The sequence below is a fragment of the Companilactobacillus futsaii JCM 17355 genome, assembly GCF_001435505.1.
GTDB classification, from domain to species: Bacteria; Bacillota; Bacilli; order Lactobacillales; family Lactobacillaceae; genus Companilactobacillus; species Companilactobacillus futsaii.
This window is the reverse complement of sequence record NZ_AZDO01000146.1, coordinates 25080-45964: the sequence shown is the minus strand read 5'-3', so window position 1 is coordinate 45964 and position 20885 is coordinate 25080. Positions and strand designations below refer to the sequence as shown.

General features: G+C 32.8%; 22 protein-coding genes. 11 read left to right on the top strand and 11 right to left on the bottom strand.

What is annotated here, in order from left to right; all coding sequences use genetic code 11:
- Window positions 1–170: 170 nt before the first annotated feature.
- From FC88_RS12215 to FC88_RS12205, 3 genes are all read right to left on the bottom strand, one after another.
- Window positions 171–1466: an alpha-amylase family glycosyl hydrolase gene (locus FC88_RS12215; RefSeq protein WP_057816011.1), complete on the bottom strand. Its 1296-nt coding sequence runs from the start codon at window positions 1464–1466 to the stop codon at window positions 171–173.
- Window positions 1467–1478: 12 nt separating this feature from the next.
- Complete coding sequence (locus tag FC88_RS12210; protein ID WP_057816010.1) at window positions 1479–3137, bottom strand: glycoside hydrolase family 13 protein; 1659 nt, start codon at window positions 3135–3137, stop codon at window positions 1479–1481.
- Window positions 3138–3230: 93 nt separating this feature from the next.
- The gene (locus FC88_RS12205; protein WP_057816008.1) at window positions 3231–4178 is read right to left on the bottom strand and encodes a LacI family DNA-binding transcriptional regulator; all 948 of its coding nucleotides are present in this window, start codon (window positions 4176–4178) and stop codon (window positions 3231–3233) included.
- 196 nt (window positions 4179–4374) lie between these two features.
- Here FC88_RS12205 and FC88_RS12200 point away from each other — a divergent pair, with 196 nt between their 5' ends.
- The 3 genes from FC88_RS12200 to FC88_RS12190 all read left to right on the top strand — a co-directional run bounded on the left by FC88_RS12200 (window position 4375) and on the right by FC88_RS12190 (window position 6800).
- A complete protein-coding gene (locus tag FC88_RS12200; RefSeq protein WP_083484653.1) occupies window positions 4375–5673 on the top strand; it encodes a glycosyltransferase family 2 protein in 1299 nt (432 codons plus the stop codon).
- 244 nt (window positions 5674–5917) lie between these two features.
- Entirely contained in the window at window positions 5918–6295 is a 378-nt protein-coding gene (locus tag FC88_RS12195; protein WP_057816005.1) for a hypothetical protein, read from the top strand.
- A gap of 133 nt (window positions 6296–6428) precedes the next feature.
- The gene (locus FC88_RS12190; protein ID WP_057816003.1) at window positions 6429–6800 is read left to right on the top strand and encodes a YxeA family protein; all 372 of its coding nucleotides are present in this window, start codon (window positions 6429–6431) and stop codon (window positions 6798–6800) included.
- 46 nt (window positions 6801–6846) lie between these two features.
- On the opposite strand, the gene FC88_RS12185 is transcribed toward FC88_RS12190, so the two are convergent.
- From FC88_RS12185 to FC88_RS12175, 3 genes are all read right to left on the bottom strand, one after another.
- Window positions 6847–7761 (bottom strand): alpha/beta hydrolase, encoded by a 915-nt coding sequence (locus tag FC88_RS12185; RefSeq protein ID WP_057816001.1) that lies wholly within the window; start codon window positions 7759–7761, stop codon window positions 6847–6849.
- Window positions 7762–7830: 69 nt separating this feature from the next.
- Window positions 7831–8580: a nicotinamide riboside transporter PnuC gene (pnuC, locus tag FC88_RS12180; RefSeq protein ID WP_057815999.1), complete on the bottom strand. Its 750-nt coding sequence runs from the start codon at window positions 8578–8580 to the stop codon at window positions 7831–7833.
- 350 nt (window positions 8581–8930) lie between these two features.
- On the bottom strand, window positions 8931–9494 hold the full coding sequence (locus tag FC88_RS12175; RefSeq protein ID WP_057815997.1) for a peroxiredoxin: 564 nt from the start codon (window positions 9492–9494) through the stop codon (window positions 8931–8933).
- 117 nt (window positions 9495–9611) lie between these two features.
- Here FC88_RS12175 and FC88_RS12170 point away from each other — a divergent pair, with 117 nt between their 5' ends.
- On the top strand, window positions 9612–10268 hold the full coding sequence (locus tag FC88_RS12170; RefSeq protein ID WP_057815995.1) for an HD domain-containing protein: 657 nt from the start codon (window positions 9612–9614) through the stop codon (window positions 10266–10268).
- Between the two features lie 16 nt (window positions 10269–10284).
- Window positions 10285–10809, top strand: a complete 525-nt coding sequence (locus FC88_RS12165) for a phosphatidylglycerophosphatase A family protein (protein ID WP_057815994.1) — start codon at window positions 10285–10287, stop codon at window positions 10807–10809.
- Between the two features lie 42 nt (window positions 10810–10851).
- Here FC88_RS12165 and FC88_RS12160 read toward each other — a convergent pair whose 3' ends face one another.
- The gene (locus FC88_RS12160) at window positions 10852–11277 is read right to left on the bottom strand and encodes a universal stress protein (RefSeq protein WP_057815992.1); all 426 of its coding nucleotides are present in this window, start codon (window positions 11275–11277) and stop codon (window positions 10852–10854) included.
- Between the two features lie 131 nt (window positions 11278–11408).
- Between FC88_RS12160 and FC88_RS12155 the strand changes: the two genes are divergently transcribed.
- Window positions 11409–11699 carry a hypothetical protein gene (locus tag FC88_RS12155; RefSeq protein WP_057815990.1) on the top strand — a complete coding sequence of 97 codons (291 nt, stop codon included), beginning with the start codon at window positions 11409–11411 and terminating at the stop codon, window positions 11697–11699.
- Here FC88_RS12155 and FC88_RS12150 read toward each other — a convergent pair.
- Together FC88_RS12150 and FC88_RS12145 are read right to left on the bottom strand one after the other, a co-directional pair.
- Entirely contained in the window at window positions 11655–13607 is a 1953-nt protein-coding gene (locus FC88_RS12150) for an elongation factor G (protein WP_057815988.1), read from the bottom strand. The two genes, FC88_RS12155 and FC88_RS12150, sit on opposite strands and share 45 nt — an antisense overlap.
- A 33-nt stretch (window positions 13608–13640) precedes the next feature.
- Window positions 13641–14420 (bottom strand): TraX family protein, encoded by a 780-nt coding sequence (locus FC88_RS12145; protein ID WP_057815986.1) that lies wholly within the window; start codon window positions 14418–14420, stop codon window positions 13641–13643.
- 119 nt (window positions 14421–14539) lie between these two features.
- Here FC88_RS12145 and FC88_RS12140 point away from each other — a divergent pair, with 119 nt between their 5' ends.
- From FC88_RS12140 to FC88_RS12120, 5 genes are all read left to right on the top strand, one after another.
- Window positions 14540–15310, top strand: a complete 771-nt coding sequence (locus FC88_RS12140) for an ion channel (protein WP_057815984.1) — start codon at window positions 14540–14542, stop codon at window positions 15308–15310.
- Window positions 15311–15786: 476 nt separating this feature from the next.
- Window positions 15787–16281 carry a hypothetical protein gene (locus FC88_RS12135; protein WP_057815982.1) on the top strand — a complete coding sequence of 165 codons (495 nt, stop codon included), beginning with the start codon at window positions 15787–15789 and terminating at the stop codon, window positions 16279–16281.
- A gap of 36 nt (window positions 16282–16317) precedes the next feature.
- Entirely contained in the window at window positions 16318–16524 is a 207-nt protein-coding gene (locus FC88_RS12130) for a hypothetical protein (RefSeq protein ID WP_057815980.1), read from the top strand.
- A gap of 93 nt (window positions 16525–16617) precedes the next feature.
- On the top strand, window positions 16618–17532 hold the full coding sequence (locus tag FC88_RS12125) for an SAP domain-containing protein (RefSeq protein ID WP_162256556.1): 915 nt from the start codon (window positions 16618–16620) through the stop codon (window positions 17530–17532).
- A gap of 354 nt (window positions 17533–17886) precedes the next feature.
- Window positions 17887–19377: a DUF6056 family protein gene (locus FC88_RS12120; RefSeq protein ID WP_057815975.1), complete on the top strand. Its 1491-nt coding sequence runs from the start codon at window positions 17887–17889 to the stop codon at window positions 19375–19377.
- A gap of 50 nt (window positions 19378–19427) precedes the next feature.
- Here FC88_RS12120 and FC88_RS12115 read toward each other — a convergent pair whose 3' ends face one another.
- Together FC88_RS12115 and FC88_RS12110 are read right to left on the bottom strand one after the other, a co-directional pair.
- Entirely contained in the window at window positions 19428–20087 is a 660-nt protein-coding gene (locus FC88_RS12115; protein ID WP_057815974.1) for a hypothetical protein, read from the bottom strand.
- 2 nt (window positions 20088–20089) lie between these two features.
- Entirely contained in the window at window positions 20090–20881 is a 792-nt protein-coding gene (locus FC88_RS12110) for a hypothetical protein (RefSeq protein WP_057815972.1), read from the bottom strand.
- Between the last annotated feature and the right edge of the window lie 4 nt (window positions 20882–20885).

Genomic DNA, 20885 nt, shown 5'->3' with positions numbered 1-20885 from the left:
ACCAAAACCCCCTATAAAAATATTATTTCCTTACTACAGTTTCCATTATGTTTCTAAAAAGGTTTCTTTGCAACCGTTTTCAAGATGTTACCGATAACAGGTTTGTAACACAATTGAAATTTAAGGTATTCAAAAAGCAGTCAATTATTAATCTAATCGACTGCTTTTTATTATTCGTTATTCTTACCTTGGATAATAATTGGATCATAGTCTAACATAACGATTCCATCTTCAACTTTGATCATGGAATTGTCAATCATGTTAGTGTAAGTATCACTTGCCAATGCTACAGGAACCTCTCCTGGCATCCCTTTAAGAGTGAAGATACCAATTCTAATAATGTCTCCCATCTTATAAGTTACTTCAACGATATCATTTTCTAGAGCAGTAATCTTATAGGTTCCCGATACTTGAATATTGCTTTGACTCATTTGGTGCATCTTGAAAATCAAAGAACTGAGATTCATCTTCTTATCATCCCAATTCAACTTGTCGCTATCAAAAAGACTTGGAGTATGTTTAAAGCCATATTCTTGTCCGGCATAAACTAAGGTTGAGCCTTTTTGGAATTCTGAGAATGCTGTCCAATTGTAGACATCATTTTCATTGATAAAGAGACTGTGCGCTCTTTCTTGGTCATGATTCTCCAAAGCTCTCATCTTAATATAGTTAGAAGGATAAATTACTCCCTGAGTATTCAAAGCTTCAACATACTTCTTTAGAGGCACATCGCCTTTAACATATTTACGGAAAGTCTGGTCAATATCATAATCATAAGTCATGTCAAAGGCACTGTATAGCTCAGCATCTGAAGAAACATGATATCCCTTAGCACCTAAGGCTTTAATATAATCTGGACCAGTTGATTCAGCTAACCAAATAGTCTTAGGGTTGACCTTAGCTACTTCTTTTCTAGCTTCTTTCCAAAATTCGATCGGTACTTGTGGAGCAACGTCACATCTGAAGCCATCGACAATTTTAGCGTAGCGTTTGAGCGTTTCGATTTGATAATTCCACAAAGCCTTGTGGGAATAGTCTAATTCAGCTACATCTGTCCAATCTTCATTTTTATTGTACAAATCACCTTCATGGTCATGTAAGAACCATTCTGGATGTACTTGTAACAAGACTGAATCACGAGAAGTATGATTGTAGACAATGTCCAACATGACTTTCATACCACGATCATGGATAGCTTTTACTAATTCTAGAAAGTCTTGCCATGTACCCAATTTGGGATCAATTGCACGATAATCCTTGATTGAATAAGGTGAACCTAATTTGCCTTTACGATTTTTTCTACCGATGGGAAAAATTGGTAACAACCAAATACAATCGGTACCTAAACTCTTGATTCGGTCCAAATCAGGTTCAATTGCTTTTAAAGTACCCTTTTTAGTATGGTTTCTTACAAAAATGCAGTAAATTTGCATTTTTCTCAATTTAACATCTGTTTGACTTGCCATTATTACACCCCTCTAATTAGATTCCAAAGCACAACATCCCCAAGGACCTAGTTTCACTACCCCATCCTTGATTTCATTAGACTCATTAGCTAATACAATTCTCCAAATATTCTTTGGCAAAGTAAATTTAGCTTTTTTATCAGAAAAATTAGCTATTACTAATCCTTGTTTATCAATAAATTTTCGTTGGTAAGCGTAAATATTTGAATTCGTAATTAACAAATTATAATCGCCACTAGTAAAACAGTCATGCTTTTTAACTTTTAAAAGTTCTCTATAAAAATTCATAACACTATCGGGATCAGCAATTTCTTGAGCAACACAATTCGAATCCACCTTAGCCCAATTCCAAGGTCTCTTTTTTGAAAAACCACGATACTGCGTCGAATCCCATTGCATCGGACCACGAGCCGTCATTTCATCTTGATTGTTCAATAAACGTAAAATTTGGGCATCAGTAAAGGACTTGTGATGTAAATTACTGATCAAATCAAGTGCTCTTTGGTCGGAGAAATCAGCCACTTTTTGATATTTCAAACCGTGCATGCCAATTTCTTCACCATAATAAATTACTGGTATTCCTCGTTGTAAAAACAACATCATTGCTAATAATTTAGTGATTTTTTCATCGTGTACCGGCAAATTCAACCGATCTAGAACTCGACTGATATCATGATTACCCCATGTTAAAGTTGGTAAACTGACATGATCTAAAATACTTTCCCAAGTCACATAAGTTTGTTTCAGCATATCGAGTGACAGTTTTCGATCTTGGAAGAATTTAGGAATATCCGGATTACTATCATCGTAAACTTCGCCATAATTATCTGAGTTAACTACCACATCACAGACATGTTCATCCGGACGCGTGTATTCGGCTGCATCACGAGCTTTAGCAGATGACGCTTCGCCAAACAAAAATACATCAGGCTTAAATTGCTTGATTTCTTTAACGAATTCTGACATATAGTCTTTTACTGCGGGCAACTTAGCATAAAATTTATCATCAATTGGAAACTTAGTACTATTGTCCAAAGAATTCTGTTCAAAATTAGCTTTAGCGATATGAATAAAAGCATCCAGACGGAAACCGTCAACACCTTTTTCGAGCCAAAACTTGGCAATGTCAGCAATTGACTTTTGAACTTCAGGATTTTTCCAATTCAAATCGGGCATCTTTTTATCAAATAAATGGAAATAATACTCGTTTGAATCAGTTGGATTCTTTTCCCAAACGCTACCGCCAAAAAATGAACCCCAATTATTTGGTTCATGGCCGTCAACTGCAGAATGCCAAATATAATAATCCTTAAAAATACTATGTGGATCATTCACCGCGTCTTGGAACCATGGATGTTGATCGGATGTATGATTGATCGGTAAATCCAAAATAATGTGTAGCCCCAATTCATGAGCTTTGTTCATCATTTCAGAAAAATCATTCATATCCCCCAAAATTGGATCGATAGCAAAGTAATTAGATACATCATAGCCATTGTCGATCTGTGGCGAAACGAAGATTGGATTCAACCAAATCGTATTGAAACCCATATCTCTAATATAGCTCAAATGTTTAATAATCCCTTGTAGATCACCAATACCATCATCATTAGTATCTTGAAAACTCTTAGGATAAATCTGGTAAATAATTGCTTGATCATACCAATTCATGATAGTTGCCCCTTTCATGTAAACCCTTACACCTTAGTATAAAAAAGTAAGCCTCGCCTAAGCAAGACTATCTGAGATGTTATCGGTAACAGGTTAATCCCTAAGAGTACCGCCAAAACTAATCTTGGGTTCAAAGACTAAAGCTCCTTGGCTTTCTTTGGTTTCAATTTTATCCAGTAAATTTTCTCCACAGGCACTGCCCATCTCAATAATCGACTGTTTAATCGTAGTTATCTTTGGTGAAGCTACCTGATTTAAAAAGACGCCATCAAAACCAGTTACGCCAAAATCTTCTGGAACTTTGCCGCCAGAGCGGACTATTCCTCGTAATATACCGATTGCTAAACGATCCGATGCGCATAAAAAGGCAGTATTCGGTTTGATTTTCTTCCAATTCGTTTCTATAAATTCCTCTGCCAAATGACTATGGTTATCGAATCGATGTAATTCCGGAAGCATCCGTAGCTCTTGGACTTGTTGTAAGTAACCAGCTTCTCGGGAATACTCGAATGATTCTTTACTATCGATCCCTATATAAACTAGTTTCTCATAACCTCTTTGCAAAGCTAATTGTGCCAGTTTATAAAGGCCGGCTTTGTTGTTAGTATCTACGTAATCAAATCCGTAACGGTTCTCACCAAACATAACAACTGGTTTTTTCAAATTCTTGATCCAGTCTACGTCTTGTTGACGCATCCCAGTGATAATATAACCGTCACAATTACCAATGTCAAAGTTCTTACGAGTAACCAACTGCAATGAATACTGGTGTAAATCTAAAGTTTTAGCTATACCAATCATTAAATTCATATAATATGGTTCAGTCGTATCGATATCTTCCAAAATACATAGCTTAATAATTCTAGTACTTTTATCCACCAATGCCTTGGCAATCATATTTGGATGATAATCCAATTCACGCATGGCTTCATAAACTAATGCTTTCAATTCATCGGTTACTTTGTCTGGATGATTGATTACCCGAGACACAGTCATCTTTGAAACGTTAGCTTTTTTTGCAACATCAACTAAAGTAGTCATGCTCTTCCCCTCCATATGCCACAATTTTATTATACCAATTTAAAGGCTTTACAGTCTTCTTTTTATAAATTTATCCATTTTTTTAAATTATATTCAAATCAATATATTGTTTTTATTTACAAAAATTACGCTAATCTAGTTGTTTGAACATCTTTTAATTCTATGCAAAAATTTAGTTGGATAAATTACTAAAGAGATGATGCAGATGATTATTTACTTGATTGCAATTACTATCTTTATTATCCAATGTGCAATTATGTATTTTATTTACTTCAAAGATCACAAACTTTTTAAATCAGAAATGGCAGCTGCTTATCACATTAACAACAATCTAGACCAATTCTTCTATTTTTTACTGGTACCTTGCTTAAATGAAGAAAAAGTTATTCAAAATACTCTACAAAATTTATTAAATCTAGCTGGTCAAAAAGAAATCATTGTCATTGATGATGATTCAGATGACCAAACGATTCAAAAAATCAAAAAAATGTCTGGACCTATCAGTACTGTGGAAAGAAAATTACCTAATGCAAGAACTGGCAAAGGAGACTCTTTAAACAATGCCATGTCCTTAGTCCACAAAATAATTAAACAAAGAAAACTAGATCCTAAAAAATGTATCGTTGGCGTTATTGATGCTGATGGTATTTTGAGTGCCAATTGTATCTACAAAATAAACAACGCCTTTGAAGATGAACACATCGATGCTGTTCAATTAAGGGTCAAGATGAAAAAACCTACGACTGTCTTGCAAACCTTTCAAGATATCGAGTTTTATACTATTAATCACCTGATTCAATTGATCCGTGGCAAGATGCATGCAGTTGCTCTTTGCGGTAATGGCCAATTTTTCAGATATAAAACTGTCACTCAAAGAATGGGTATAAAGCCTTGGGGCAATGCATTACTAGAAGATTTCGAACTTACTTTAAAGTTTGAATTAAATGGCTTGAATATTAAATATTTAGACGATGCCTACGTTGATCAAGAAGCTCTATTGAATTTCAAAACGTTAATCAGACAAAGATCACGTTGGGCACAAGGTGGCTTAGATTGTTGGAAATATCTATTTCGTGTCACGAAGTCTCCAATCATGTCTAAAGCTCAAAAATTTGATACTTACTTCTTTTTAACTCAACCATTATTAAATGTGTTAGCTGATTTCAGTATTATTTATTTAACGATAAAATATCTTATTTATGCTGTTGGCAATCCTAGTTTCTTCATTGTTTCTCTTTTCTTCCTAGTTATTATTGGTTCAATTTTTGGAATGATTTTTACTTTGATCTATCTTCATGAATTGCGAATAACCCAAAAAGCCAATATTGCGATTGAAGAAAGTGATATGTTGAATTTGGATATGAAATTGGGCAAATTTCTGTTAACAGTTGGCCTTTTGTCTTATATCTACGTCGTTTTATTTTTGAGTCTGATGAAGTCTATTTATTCTAAAATTCGTGGTAACACTCACTGGGTTAAAACTAAACGCATCTAAAAATAAGCCACCCTAATTAAAGGATGGCTTATTTTTTTAGTTACGGAGTCAACATAACTATTGCATGTACTTTTTTATTTTTAACAAATATCTAGGATATCTGTTGACTATCATTATTCACTTTTTCACTTTTCGTGTAAACATTTGATTGATTTTATGACTAAATCGTTAGTTTCATGTGACAGAATTGTAAGATTGCGCCGATTATGGAATACTAGAAATATACTAATATGGAAGTGATAAAATGCTTTTTCCGACTCAAATGATTTTTAATATTACCATCATCATCATCGCAATTGCTTTGATAGTGGGCGTAATCCTTAGTTCAATAGCTCTTTTAAAAATTTCTCACGCTTTAAAGTTACGTAACCAAATGCTGAAACAAGTCAGTCGAGCTTATTTGAACTGTACCAAAAATAACAATCAATTAGAAATTCGTAACATCGGCCAGGTTCCTTTAACGATCGACAAAATAGTTTCCTCCGAAAAATTAAATATGACTTTGACAACAATTGCACCTAATCAAGTATATTACTTCCAAATCAATGGCATCAAAAAATTATCCCTCTCAATCGACTACCATGATCAACTCAATCATTATTCTGAAGAATTCGATTTATAATCTAACACTTTTCTACCATTAATATATTGTTATGATAAGATTCATACTTTTCTTCTTACAAACCTTACAAAACCGTTAGTATTAAAGCCTTTCAAAGCATGATATTATCCTTGTAAGCTTTGGAGGGATAAAGATGAGTAAAAAAATTTGGTCTGTCTTAATAGTAGGAATAATTTTATTAATACCCTTTTTGGGATATGAATTGTGGTACGTACCTAATTATGCTAGTGAAGATTATTACACTTTCGTTGGTGACTCTTATCAAGAAGTAATTGAAAAAGACGACTCTGGCAATGACTATCGTGCTTATTATTATCGCCAAAAATCATATGATAAAGATGGCAACGAAAAATTATTAAAATTCAATAGTGCTATTGGTCGACCCATTAAGCCAGATAATTTTATTAAAGTAACTTACAATAAAAAAAGAGATTTAGTTTTATCATGGGAGAAAGTTCAAAAAAATGAGGTACCAACCAAATCACTCGATGCTCTAGACGAATAAAAAGGCAAGTATGATTGGCTTCAAACCAATTACACTTACCTTTTTTCTATTTAAAGTACTCTTTAGCAAAGTCAATCGTATTAGTAACATACTTTTGACCGGCAACCTTTTTAGCTTCGGCGTGCGCTGCTCCTTTGACTATCCAGAGTTTCTTTGGACCTTTGTCATACTGGTAATTCTTATAAGCATTTTCAGTTGGAACAAATCTATCCTTTGAACCGTGAATGATGTACAAAGGTACTTTGTTATTCTTTAAAGTATCCTTGGTACTTGCTTGATAAAAATTATAACCAGCTAGCACATCACCATATAAACTAGCCGTTGGTACGAGTGGAAAACTTGGTAAATTGAACATTTCTTTAAGTTGATAGTTCAACTCACCTGAAATAGTGGAATATCCACAATCAGCAATTGCAAATTTTACATTACTTGGATGTTTACCCAAAGTATACATTACAGTTGCCGCTCCCATACTGACCCCGAACAAACCAATCTCTGATTTCTGACCAAATTTTTGATTGATCTGTTTGATCCAGTTCATAATATCGTCACGGTCTTTCCAACCATAACCGACGTATTTTCCTTGACTCATCCCGAAGGAACGATTATCCGGTGCTAAGACGTTGTAACCTGCATCATGAAACATTTTGGCATAGTCACCCATGTAACTGCTACCGGTACCATAACCATGAATCACAACGACAGTTTTAGCAGTTTTCTTTTCGGCTGGTAAGAATCTGGCTTTTAACTTCAGATTATCTTTTGACGTTTGTTGCCAAGTTTCAGTCTTAGAATTCACGAACCATTTATCATCTTTTGATAATGGTCCTTGTGGCTTACTGCTATAACCATTTTTACTAAAGGCGTAATGGAATAAATAACCACTGCCGCCAATATCAGCCACTAATGCAACCCCAACTGCAATAGAGAGAATAACTTTAACATATTTTTTTACTCGCATAAATCTACCCACTTATAATTTGTTGCTCAATAATCATAAGCTATTTTACAAATTAATTGCAAATTTTATTTATGCTTGTTCGCGAGCTACTTCTTCATCACGAGCACGGTTTTCGCTTGCATCACTGTGGAACCAGTGGATATGTGAATCAAAGAAAGCAATCATATCGTTCATGAAGTACATAATGTATGTCAAGAATAAGACTGGACTAGCGTCACCTTGAGTTGCTGTAACACCCCAAAGGACGATTGACATAACACCTTGAACTGTCCAGAAATAATATTGTTCACGGAAACGCAAAGTACACAACAAAGCACCTGTAAAGCCAATAGCTGCTGAAACTGAATCGATGATAGGACGAGGACTGATGAATAAATTAGTATCCATCAAATACAATAGGCCCCAAACAACAAAGAAGAAGACAGCTGTTAAAAGCCATTTCTTTCCAGTTAATCCATGGATGTGCTTTTCAGCATCCTTAGCCCATTGTGGACTGATCAAAACAGGAATATCCAATAAAACAATATAGCTCAATTGCAAAACAACATCTGAGAAGTTCTTGGCGTTGATAGCAACGAAAATATAAATAAGTGCTGAAACTAATCCTAAGACACCATTCAAAGGCTTAGCATTAGTGATTGCAACGGTACAAGTAAAACCTAAAGTACCAGCTAACCAAGTCCAAATAGCAATACCTGTGATTTGGTGTGAAAGTGTTGATGCAGTAATGGCCCCTAGACCAAACATTAATAGCATGTAACTTCTGAAACTCCAATGTTTCATTTGTTCAACATACCATCTTGGGTTGAAAATGCTCATGGTTCAATCTCCTCTTAGATTAAAAATGATTAATTAATAATCAAATTCAATCAAATTAATTTATCCTCAAACTGTATTTATATTAAAATACAAATTTAACGACAGCTAAAATCATACCACCAATCGAAACCAAAATGCGAGCCGAAATGTTTGATGTAATGAAGCCATATCGATGTAAAGCGTTTACCTTTGTTGGTGCGATAGTAATTTATCATTTGATACAAGATATTGATTTTTGCTCTTTTATAACACTATATCTTGTTATAACGGTCTAGAACTTTGATGATTTTATCGTTATAACAAAAAAAAGCTACATGCCAATTTTGACATGTAGCTTCTATAATCTACTTTTAAATTTTACCAACTAAATCACCACTAGGCTTGATTGTTTCTTCCCCGGGATGCCAGTTAGCTGGACAAACATTATCACCATGTGCTTCAACGAATTGAGCAGCTTGCAAGGTTCTCAAGATTTCACGTGCATTACGTCCAATTCCCATAGCATTGATAGTATAAGACTTAATAAGTCCTTTTGGATCAATGATAAAGACTCCACGATAAGCTTGACCACTTTGTTCATCTAAAATATTAAAGAAGTCAGTTAATTGATGTTTTTGGTCTGACAACATTGGATATTGGATTTTTCCAATTGTATCCGTTGTTTGAGCCCAAGACATATGTGAAAATTGGCTATCGACTGAACATGAATAAATTTCAGCATTGGCAGCTTTGAAATCTTCATAAGAATCTTGCAAATCGCTCAATTCAGTTGGGCAAACAAATGAAAAATCGGCTGGATAAAAGAACAAGATTGACCATTTGCCGAGAAGATCTGACTTATTAAAAGTTTTCAACTCCCCTTTTTGATATGCGTTAACAGTAAAATCAGGAATTTCTTTATTAATATAGTTCATATTGTGCCTCCTAAGCTTTGTTTAAACACATATATAATATAACAAACTTTTTCTTTATTTTAAATAAAAGGCCTTTTGTGTGACAATAGAATTATTCTAATAATGAGGACTGAGTAAATGACAAATCAAGACCAACTTTTAAAGGTAAAAGAATTCTCTTATAACAAAATGAAAAATGATTCTACTGGTCACAATTTTGACCATATTCAAAGAGTCATCAAAACTGTTCAAAAACTATTAAAGAGCGAACCAGCAGATCCTGTTATTACCTTGTCAGCTGCTTATTTACACGATGTGGCCGACGATAAATTAGTCAAAGATCCAGCAAAATTAGAGACTGAGATCCGTCAATTTTTAAAAGAGATTGATTTCACTCCCACACAAATAGATGAAATAGTTTATATCACTCACAACTTATCTTTTAGTAAATCATTGAGCGAGAATCCACCTAAATTGTCGTTAGCTGGACAAATTGTCCAAGATGCTGATCGATTAGATGCTATTGGAGCGATTGGGATCATTCGTGCAATCTATTATGGTGGCGCCAATTCTGAAACAATCTATGATCCAGAAATTTTACCACGTAAAAAAATGGATAAAAAAGAATATCGTAATTTATCTGATGAAACGATCATCAATCATTTTTACGAGAAATTGTTGAAGTTAACTGGTATGATGAATACCCCAACGGCTAAAGAAATCGCTAAAAAGCGTCATCAATACATGCTTGATTTTCTCGATGAATTCAAAGCTGAATGGAATAGTGAAAAATAGAGAGGAAGTAAGAAATTTGGTCTCATATGAAGAATTAGATAAGCAATATTACGAACATATCATTCGTAATTTAAAGAATCGTGGCGTTGAACTAAAAGATATCGCTGAAATTGTCATGTTTTTAGAAAAAGATTACGTAAAAGGACTCGATGAAGAAATTTCAATTCACGCTATCAATAAAGTCCTCCACAAGCGTGAAGCTCAAAATGCTATCATGACTGGAATTGAACTCGATATTTTAGCTGAAAAACATCTTTTATCCGCTCCTATGCAACGAATTATGGAAACTGATGAATCAACTTATGGTATCGATGAAAATATGGCGATAACTTTAGCCAGTCTTTACGGATCAGTTTCAGTTACTAACTATGGCTACGTCGACAAATTAAAGCATGGTATCTTAGGCAAACTCAATGACAAATCTACCGGTAAAATCAATGTCTTTTTAGATGATTTAGTTGGTGCTATTGCTGCCGGTGCTTGTGGTTGGTTAGCTCACAATGAACATGAAGTTCAAGAATTATTAAATCAGGAAAAATAAAATAATCCTATCAGAGTAAGTTAACTCTAATAGGATTATTTTTTAAACTACAATCAAAATATTTATATTACTGTGTTCTGAAACGTAACGAGTAACGGAACCGACAAATACTCTGGTAAATGAATTAGTTCCTGTCTTTCCCATCACGATCAAATCAATATCATTTTCTTTGGGGAATCTGGTCAATTGCTCTCTTGGTTCTCCATCTAAGAGTTTTACGTAAGGTGAGATTCCAGCTTGTTTGACGATATCTGTTGCTTTGTCCAAATCTTTTTGAGCAGCATTTTTTAAGTCGTTAACTAAACCAGGTGCATAAGAAACACCAACATTCATTGGCAAGTTAGCCGTATTTACAACTGAAACTAGATACAACGCTGACTTAAATTGTTTAGTCAAATCAATTGCCGCATTCAAAGCATTGTATGAACTTTGACTACCATCAATAGCTACTAATATTTTTTTATACACAATACCTACCTCCCATTTTATTCTTTACATAAATTTTACCAAGTTCTGGACAAAGATGGTAATTTTATATATCAACTTTGATATACTTATTAATGAATAGTAAATAATTTTTTTATAGGGGATTAGTTATTATGCAAACCAAACAGAGACTGGAGCTTATCAAACAAGAATGTCAAATTAGAACTGATTTAAAAGAAATTCAATTTACTCATTACTTCACCAACCGATTCATGGAACAAAATACGCAATTTTTTTGTATTGAAGAATTCTTTGAATCGATTGGCGTGACTAGTCAAAAGGCTTTAGAACGCCTACCGATTGATGCTTGGGAAAAACATGTACGAAAATCAACTATCTTCTCTTCTTGGCAGGAAATGTTAAATTCTGCTGGCGAAGAATATGCCAATAATAATTTCTATTAAAAAAGGTACGTGAGCCATTTGTGGAACTTCATTCCAAGAAACTGGATAACCAGCGCCATGAGCACAAAAAACTGAATCTGGTGTATTTTCTAAATCTGATACCGGATCATAATCTCTACTCTCAATCACTTCTTTTGCATTGTGACAAGCTTGGTATCCCATTACAACACATTCTAAATTACCTAAACCATGCGTATAAGAATTAACCGATTGTGAATAGCCTTGCATCGTTTTTACTGGCGCTGTCCCAGAAATTATCGTTAAGTCTGACCCATCAATCATTTCTGGAGTTTCAAAAGTGCCATTCATCTGTTGAATATCATTCATAGCATGTCCCACTTGATCTTGTGGTACTTCTAATCGGAATTGATACCAAGGTTCCAACAATTGACTACCATTGTTTCTTAATTCCATCAAACCTTGTCGAACAGCTCGCCAAGTAGCTTCCTTGAAATCTCCACCAACTGAGTGAACATTGCTAGCTTTTCCACCGATCAAAGTAATCTTCATGTCAGTGATAGGTGCGCCAATCAACACTCCTAAATGTTCTTTTGACTGCAAATTGCTCAAGACTTGATGTTGCCAATTGCTAGCTAGAACATCCAAACTACAATTCGAGGCAAATTGTAAACCACTGCCAACTGGACCTGGCTCTAGTAATAAATGAACTTCTGAGTAATGACGCAAAGGTTCAAAATGCCCTACCGCTTCAATAGGTTTTGTAATGGTTTCTTTATATAAGATATTTCCCTCACCAAAGTTAACATCTAAACTAAAACGATCTAACAATAACTGTTGAATTATTTCTAATTGGACTTGACCCATCACTTGAATTCTAATTTCTTGTAAGTGACTTAACCACTGAACATGTAATTGTGGGTCTTCATCTTCCAATTGACGCAATGCCTCTAAGCATTGATGAATATCGTTCTTCTTAGGATCCAAAGCAAAGTTTAGGACTGGTTGAATAGTTGGCTTTTCACTATCTGCTTGTTTTCCCAAACCTAATCCTGGATAAGTATCAGTCAAACCGGTAATGGCACAAACCTCACCAGCTGATAAATTTTGATTTAAAGCAAATTTTGAACCATCATAAATTCGTAGTTGATTAGCTTTTTGATCATGGTACAAAACAGCTTTATTTTCCAATACCCCACCAGTAACCTTAACCCACGTCAAACGTTCATTATCATCGTGAGAAATTTTGAAAACTTTAGCACCAAATTCTGTTGGATAATCTTCTTTAGTTGAAAAACGTTGAATACCTTGCAAAAACTCTTCGATACCTTCCATTTTCAAGGCTGAACCAAAGAAAACTGGAAAGACCTGGCGGTGTTTGATCAATCTTTGAATGGTTGAATCTACTAGTTCACCATTATCTAAGAACTGTTCCAAGACATCGTCATCTACCATTGATACGTCTTCTTGAAAATTATCAGATTCAAAATCGACACAACCATTAGCTAAATTTTTTTGCAAATCTGCTAGGACTTTTTGTCGATCAACCCCTACTGCATCCATTTTATTGACAAAAATAAAAATTGGAACTTGGTAATGCTCTAGCAAATGCCACAAGGTCCTCGTGTAACCTTGCACGCCATCAGTCGCTGAAACTACTAAAATAGCATAATCTAAAACACTCAAGACTTGTTCTGTCTGGGAGGCAAAATCGACGTGTCCTGGAGTATCCAAAAGTGTCAATTTCAAATCTTGATATTGTAAATTAGCTTGGTGAGAAAATATCGTGATTCCGCGCTTTTTTTCTAAAGCATCTGGGTCCAAAAAGGCATTTCCTTTATCGACTCTTCCTAATTTTCTAAGTGCACCCGTTTGATATAGTAAAGCTTCTGACAAAGTAGTCTTGCCCGCATCGACGTGTGCTACGATTCCTGTTACTATTTGCTTCATTTTAATTCCTCCAGAGCTACTGCAAATAGTTTATCATAGCACATTGATAATTAAATGAATTAACCATAAGTGAGCCGGATAAAAAATATAAAAAAGATACTTCAATTGTCGACTATGTGGACCAATTTTACCGTTGTAAAAATGTAACAGTGGAATTATTAAAACAAAGAAAATATCACTGGCATTCATAGCGATACTGTCAAACAACATTAAAAAGTTATTAATTGGGACAGTCAGTGCCATTGGTAACTCAAGCAACGCTAAGATTGCCATTAAACCTAGATAACAAAGATTTCGTTTCTTGATATTTTGATGCGTTAACTGAGTAATAAACATAAATGGTACAACGACTGTACTGCCTTCAAAGAATGGGACGATACTAAAAATCAATAATACCACCGATAAAATACGTAATTTTTTCTTAGTATTTAAATTTTTTGATTGATTATCCCACAGCCAAATAACTATTAATCCTAACGCTAACGTTGCAAAAATGTTGTCACCGAGGATAGACATTTGATTTGATTGTCGTAAAACAAATATATTTAGTAAATAATTACCTAAAGCCATAAAAACACTCCAACCAACTAAACGAACTAGATAGTTTTTACGACTATGAGTGTAATGCATCCCTTCAACTACTAAATATGCAAAGCCAACTGCGACAACTCTAGTAATAATATGGAAAAAATCTGCTAAATATGGGGAAATAAAATATTCAATATGATCCAAAACCATCAACCCCATTAAGATGATTTTAAATTTTTCGCGATTCATCGCCTTATTAGAAATACTTGGTATGAATTGTTGCATATATATAATCTCCTCTTTCATCAATATTTCACATTATCCAAATTTCTCTAAGGCTTGTAAATATACCTAACACAACCGTTAGTGATATATTACAAAACAGTAAGGTTAAGGAGTAAATTATGCAAAAATTCAATCGATTCTTACATTCAGATAGTTATTATGTTGTTATTGTCTTAGCAGGACTATTATCATTAGTAATTTTAGTTTTGAGTTTTATTCCCGGTTTTAATATTTCCAAATCACCATATGTCGAAATTGATTTTACAACTTTATTAATTTTTGGATTCGATTACTTTGGAAGGTTATTTTTAGCTAAAAATAAAATGCATTTTTTCCGACATAATATCGTTGACTTGTTAGCAATCATGCCCTTCTTTACTATTTTTAATGTCTTTCGATTTTTCCGAGTCTTCAATGTCATTCGCTTTTCAAAAGTGTTCACCCTCGTTCGACTCATTGGAACTGCTGGTAAGATGCAAAAAAGCGCTAAAAGATTTTTAAAGATCAATGGTTTTGTTTATTTATTAATAATTTGTGGCATAGTCTTAGTTACATCAGCCATCACTTATTCATTAGCTGAAAAGGCTTCTTTAAGTAATTCTTTTTGGTGGGCTATCGTCACAGCATCAACTGTCGGTTATGGCGACGTTGCTCCTCAAACTTTGATGGGTAGATTGGCAGCAGTTTCCTTAATGATCGTTGGAATCGGCTTTATTGGAACTTTGACTAGTACGATAACTAATTACTTTACTAACGAGCATAATCACGAAAGTGATGATAAATTGGAACAAATTCTGTCCAAACTGGATCATATTGAATCTGAAAATCAGAAACTGCAACAAGAAATCGTCCAATTAAAGCAGCAGAACGATCAAGAAAAACTTAAATAGTGATTAATATTTTTCGATATAGTAAGTATTGTATTTTAATAACGTTTTCATTTATATTTATTAATACTTTTTGTTTATTTATCATTAACTTGTAATATAATTATTTTGTTAGAAGAAAACCAAAATATGTAATATTAAAACTAAAATTCTCATTAGTACGATTCTTCTATAAAATATTCTTCTAACAAAGAGGACACTACTCAATCGTAGGGTCCTTTATTTTTATGTTCAATAAGCATATTACATTATCATATTTTTGTTATATAATATAAATCGATAGAGATATTACAATTAAAACCTAGAAAAATCTATTCACACATATCTCTTTCATTGAGGAAGGTCACTTCAGGTGATCTTTTTTTATTTAATTATTCGTATTTAGTCAGAAAATTTCAATTGATTTAATATATCAAATTCGTGTGGAATATCCTTTTTAACTTCAGCTATAATGATGCAAAATAAATAGGAGCAAATTAATGAAACTAAAGCTTACTTTGTTGAATTTACTAGCCTTGACTATATTTACGAGTTTTCCTAACAACGTCTATGCAAGCAAAAGTAGTCCAACAGACAATCTGTCTACTGAAGAAAAAAGAGATCACCATTTAGCTAATAAAATTAAAAAGATCAATCATACACTCAACAAGCTGATTTATGATTTTAAGGAGCATCCTCAAAAACAGGCTAATTTTGAAGAAAAATCATGGATAAATTACGTAAAAAACGTCAACTATTTAAAAAATAACCAACTAGAAATTTACGTTAATCGCAACTTTACAAAACTCAGCGAAAAAAGACGAGAAAACATTGTAGCAACAGTTCAACGAATTTCCTTATCAGAGGTACTTAAAGTATTAGATATGTCCCCTGAAGACTATATGGAGGGTCTCAGTTCAATTATTTATTACGATGGTAGTCGTTTGGGTCGTTCAGCTTTTTTAAATTCCAAAGAACTAATATGGTACGACTAAAATATGCTATAGTTTAGCTAAAAAGAGGAATTGCCATTGAAAAAAAGATTGAAACGGGTCTTACAGTTAAATACTTTCTTAACGGCTTCAATAATTGCGGCTGACTTATTTCTTTTACACCATCACGATGAACCAGATTCACACGTCCGCCAAGTAACAACTTCAAAGAAAATGTTATTAAGGCCGATTTCCAAATTACGCAGTATCCAATCTAATGAAGAAGAAGAATTTAACGATAAATAAAGATGGACAAAATTTTGTTCATCTTTTTTCGTATTTTCTCCTAAAGGAGTGAAAATGATGCTAAACTTTGGAGAAATCTATGCCCTATCAATTTTGGATGGAAAACGTGAGGACTATTACTTTAATTCACATATCCTCAGAAATGTCTTTATGGTCTCAGAAACTAGTATTGCTAATCATTTGCTAGAAAAAGGATTATTGACCTTAAGCTTTGAAAGAGAATTGAGCTTATCTAAATTTTACGTTGATCAACTAAAAGACATTCTCATAAAACATGATCTTTCTACCACTGGACGCAAAGCAATCCTAATAGATCGTATTATAGAGAATCTCAACCACGAAGAAATTAATAAAATTATCAAAACCAAAACTTTTTTACTTACCGACCAAGGCCAAGAATTGCTCGATAACAACCCTCTTGTCCACTTTATTACTGAGAATTATTGTGACAATGTTATTACTTTTAAAACTGCCGAAATGGCTGGGGTATCTAACGATCAAAATGATCCTATAATTATTATTGATCAAATAACCGACTTTCTAATTCAAAAATACCTTCAAGAAAGGCGTTATCAAAAATTGTTTGAAGTCCTTAGTCACAGACTTTTTAGCAAATTAAAATATGATGTCGACCAAATTGATTTCTTGGATACCTGTTTAAAAATAATTTTTTTAGCCCCCGCTGGACAATCATCAAATATTGACAATTATCAACTGTCAGAGCTCAAACAGCACCTTGAAAGTCTCGATGATTTAAAATCAAAAAGCGCAATTTTCCCCATGAATTATGTAAATAAACTAATTCGATTCCAAGCAGGTAGCGGTGTCTCAGATGACAGTCTTTTATTACAATTTCACTGTATTTTGGATGAATACCAACAAATAGACAGTCTATTCTCTGACGTTGAATTAGTTGCCCTTCTAAAGGCGGGATTGACGTATAACTACGAAGCTATCGATAAAATTTATCAAAACACTTTTGAAAACACAAAAAAGGAATGCCGTTAACTCAGCATTCCTTTTCCATTTATTTAAGGTGAGTACAGGATTTGAAAAAGTCCATGTATCAGTCTTTATGACGCTTTTGCGCAAAATAAGCGCAAATAGTTATCTTTTCTTACCCTTTTTTACCTAGTTAAAAGGTAAAATATTTATTAATTTCCAGCTCTTCAATAATCAAAATTGTATCACAACCCAGTCACTAAAAAGCACCCATCACTTAAATTAATAGATGATGGATGTTTTTATACTATAGAAGGCAATTTACAGTAAATTATGAACCTTGGACATATTTGGATATCTTTATTAGTGATGATATTATGTTAATTAGATAAAAACAAATCAAGGTACGAGGAAAGATTTATGCTTTTTAAAAAAAATTATTACTTTTCTTTTGTAATGATATATATATATTTCATTATCATGTCTTTTTTAATAATTCCTGTTGGAGATGACTACTTTTGGTGGGGAAATAATGGCATTTATTTACTAAAACACAATTTCTATGGAAATAATCCAGTGTTTGGTGGGAGCTGCAATGGTAGATACTTGGGAAATATATTCGAAATATTAATAATGCACAGCTCTCTATTTGCCGCCATAGTGTATGCCAGTACTGTAACTTTATTTATTTGGTGTATATGGAATTTAACAGGTAAGGGAAAAGTATCTCTCGGATTATCATTAGCATTTCTAACTATTTTTCAAATGGAATATATTAGAAGTATTTTCTTATGGTTTAGTGGCTTTGCAAATTATCTTCCACCTATCACATTATTACTTTTCTATTTTGTTTTGATTAAAAATCATATTAAAAAAAAATCTATGTTACCTATTCCTATCTATTTCTTAATTTCGTTGGCTGGTGGACTTTTTGTCGAACATATGACTATTTATCAAATTTTTATTGGATTCTTTTCAATCTTGCTTATCCACACTATAAACAAGCTTAAATTATATAATTTATCTCTAAAACCTATGTATGCTTATCTCTTAGGAGCCTTAATGTCAGCAATTATAATGTTCTCGAATCCATCATACCATCATAATAATTCTTCATATCACAAAGTTGCTTTTTCCTTTGTCAAATCTATACATAATTTCAATTTCATTACACACTTTTGGATATTAACTTTCAATTGGCAAATCATTCTACTAATTTCCATCTCCATTTTAATAATTTCATGGAAAAATATTTCTAATAAAAAGATAAAACTTTTTTTGATTTCATCTTCCTTGTTATTTATTTCATATTATTCCATTGTAAACATTTATATTAAATATAATTACAAAATAAATGAATACACAAATCAAATCATAAATGTTAATAAGATTTTTGCCTATTTTGATACAGTATTTGGTGTACTATTTTTTTTGTTTATATTAATATCTACATTCATAATCTTTAACAATATAAAATTCTTAGATATTTATTTTTATTTATTTAGTTTTCTTGCATTAATCGTACCCTTCTTTTTTATTTTGTCTCCTATATTTATTAGAGAGTATTTTAGTTCATTCGTTTTTCTATTCATTGTATCAATACTATATTTTCGAAAAGCTATAGATACATTATCGAATGAATCCTCTAAAATTTTAGAAAAAGCTATCTTAATATTGATTTTTATTACATATTCCTTAACTATGTTTATGATGATGGCCAATTACCATTCTAATATTCAACGTGTGAATGATAGTTCTTTTCTTTCAGAATCCAGACCCTTAAAATATAAAGTTCCGTACAATAATTATGTATTTTTAAACGATACATTAAATATGCAATCTTCTGAATATTGGAATAATAAACTAAGCTTTAAAACAAGCGATTATATTTTCAACAGTTATTATAAATAAAAAAAGAGGATCATCCATAAGTATAAAAATACTTATAGATGATCCTCTTTTTAAAACCATTTTTTTACAACATTTATAACTTCAGGTGACCACATTATAGTTCCATGATTTTGGTTATTACATACAGTGACACTGCCAGGGAATACCAAAGAACCACACAAGGCACTATCTTCTGCAATCGTACCATCATTTGCAATCGTACTTGGAAAAGTATTATATCGATCATCTCTAGCAACAAATACATGGACACTATTATATTTAATCCTATCTTTATCTGCCATAACTTCTTTTACAAATCCTGTTTGTTTAACTGTAACTGCCTTTCCATTATATGGAGTAGCTGCAGTAACAATTTCATTAATGTAGTTAGGGGTATAGGTTTCTAACCATCTAACAATAGCGTTACCAACATTAGAATGTCCTAAAATATTAATACTATCAGTAGGTCCCTCCGCATTTCTAAATAATTGTACTGCATTTTCTAAATAGTAACCTAAGTTCTCTAATTCTTCACAATTATAATGATAAGTTTGAAATGTAACCGTAGCAGACTTTGCACCGTATACTCTTTTAACAAACTTTGCTTCTCCCGTCTTAGTGACTGTTATAACATTAAAGTTGTTTACACTAACACCCCAATGTGATAATTCGGAACCATCAACTATAAAACTTGTTGTTGCTCCTGATCCACCTACAAAAATATTTAACATAATTAATTCACTCCTTTTTGTTCTGGAAAATATCTACCATACATAAGCGGTGTTCCAGTAGCATCGTTTATATTAATAAATTGATTATCACCAATCTTAAAGCCAGTTCTATCATTAGTCGTATAAACCGCATCTGATAATATTTGATGGCCTAAATTATAATGAATATTAGTTACTGCATTTCCGTTTAGGTCAAAATAATCTGGTGCAACACTATTGACATTAATAATTTTATTAATTGCTGTTACGTTTTCACCATAAACTGATCCACTAGAATAAGTAAGTTTGGAATCTGGAAATACGCTTTTCATACTATAATAATCAGTGTTATCAACTCTAAATCCTGTATTATAACTAGAAATAGTTACTCCATTACTAGTTGTAGAATCAAACATTTCAATCCCACCATTAGTGATAAATCTACCCCCGTCAGTTTGATAAACCTGCGTAGTTTCTGAATCAGAATGATAACTATCTACAGGATATAAAGTAAAAGTTCTAGGGACTAAATAATCAAAGTCTCTGTCAATAATTACAGTATAATTACCATCTGAATTGTCAAAATCTACTTTAATATTTTGATTTTGTTTTTCAAGACAAGCCCACTCTGTATTATCAACTTTAAAAAATTTTCTTTTTAATGATTCATCATATGCATATTCTTGGTACTTCCATGCAGTATGAGAGCCCAAAGTATTACCATTTTTCACAAAAGTATTCCCATTTAAAATATATAAATCAATGATATTTTCTTGTGTTGAAAAAATACCATTTGAATTGAATCTTCTAATCATTATT

What these genes read in the sequence shown, in the direction of transcription:
- FC88_RS12155 (WP_057815990.1), top strand. Translation starts at nt 11,409, where the DNA reads ATGCAAACCAAACAGAGACTGGAGCTTATCAAACAAGAATGTCAAATT.
- FC88_RS12135 (WP_057815982.1), top strand. Translation starts at nt 15,787, where the DNA reads ATGAAACTAAAGCTTACTTTGTTGAATTTACTAGCCTTGACTATATTT.
- FC88_RS12215 (WP_057816011.1), bottom strand. Translation starts at nt 1,466, where the DNA reads ATGGCAAGTCAAACAGATGTTAAATTGAGAAAAATGCAAATTTACTGC.
- FC88_RS12175 (WP_057815997.1), bottom strand. Translation starts at nt 9,494, where the DNA reads ATGAACTATATTAATAAAGAAATTCCTGATTTTACTGTTAACGCATAT.
- FC88_RS12200 (WP_083484653.1), top strand. Translation starts at nt 4,375, where the DNA reads ATGATGCAGATGATTATTTACTTGATTGCAATTACTATCTTTATTATC.
- FC88_RS12185 (WP_057816001.1), bottom strand. Translation starts at nt 7,761, where the DNA reads ATGCGAGTAAAAAAATATGTTAAAGTTATTCTCTCTATTGCAGTTGGG.
- FC88_RS12110 (WP_057815972.1), bottom strand. Translation starts at nt 20,881, where the DNA reads ATGATTAGAAGATTCAATTCAAATGGTATTTTTTCAACACAAGAAAAT.
- FC88_RS12120 (WP_057815975.1), top strand. Translation starts at nt 17,887, where the DNA reads ATGCTTTTTAAAAAAAATTATTACTTTTCTTTTGTAATGATATATATA.
- FC88_RS12190 (WP_057816003.1), top strand. Translation starts at nt 6,429, where the DNA reads ATGAGTAAAAAAATTTGGTCTGTCTTAATAGTAGGAATAATTTTATTA.
- pnuC (WP_057815999.1), bottom strand. Translation starts at nt 8,580, where the DNA reads ATGAGCATTTTCAACCCAAGATGGTATGTTGAACAAATGAAACATTGG.
- FC88_RS12195 (WP_057816005.1), top strand. Translation starts at nt 5,918, where the DNA reads ATGCTTTTTCCGACTCAAATGATTTTTAATATTACCATCATCATCATC.
- FC88_RS12145 (WP_057815986.1), bottom strand. Translation starts at nt 14,420, where the DNA reads ATGCAACAATTCATACCAAGTATTTCTAATAAGGCGATGAATCGCGAA.
- FC88_RS12140 (WP_057815984.1), top strand. Translation starts at nt 14,540, where the DNA reads ATGCAAAAATTCAATCGATTCTTACATTCAGATAGTTATTATGTTGTT.
- FC88_RS12115 (WP_057815974.1), bottom strand. Translation starts at nt 20,087, where the DNA reads ATGTTAAATATTTTTGTAGGTGGATCAGGAGCAACAACAAGTTTTATA.
- FC88_RS12150 (WP_057815988.1), bottom strand. Translation starts at nt 13,607, where the DNA reads ATGAAGCAAATAGTAACAGGAATCGTAGCACACGTCGATGCGGGCAAG.
- FC88_RS12205 (WP_057816008.1), bottom strand. Translation starts at nt 4,178, where the DNA reads ATGACTACTTTAGTTGATGTTGCAAAAAAAGCTAACGTTTCAAAGATG.
- FC88_RS12210 (WP_057816010.1), bottom strand. Translation starts at nt 3,137, where the DNA reads ATGAATTGGTATGATCAAGCAATTATTTACCAGATTTATCCTAAGAGT.
- FC88_RS12170 (WP_057815995.1), top strand. Translation starts at nt 9,612, where the DNA reads ATGACAAATCAAGACCAACTTTTAAAGGTAAAAGAATTCTCTTATAAC.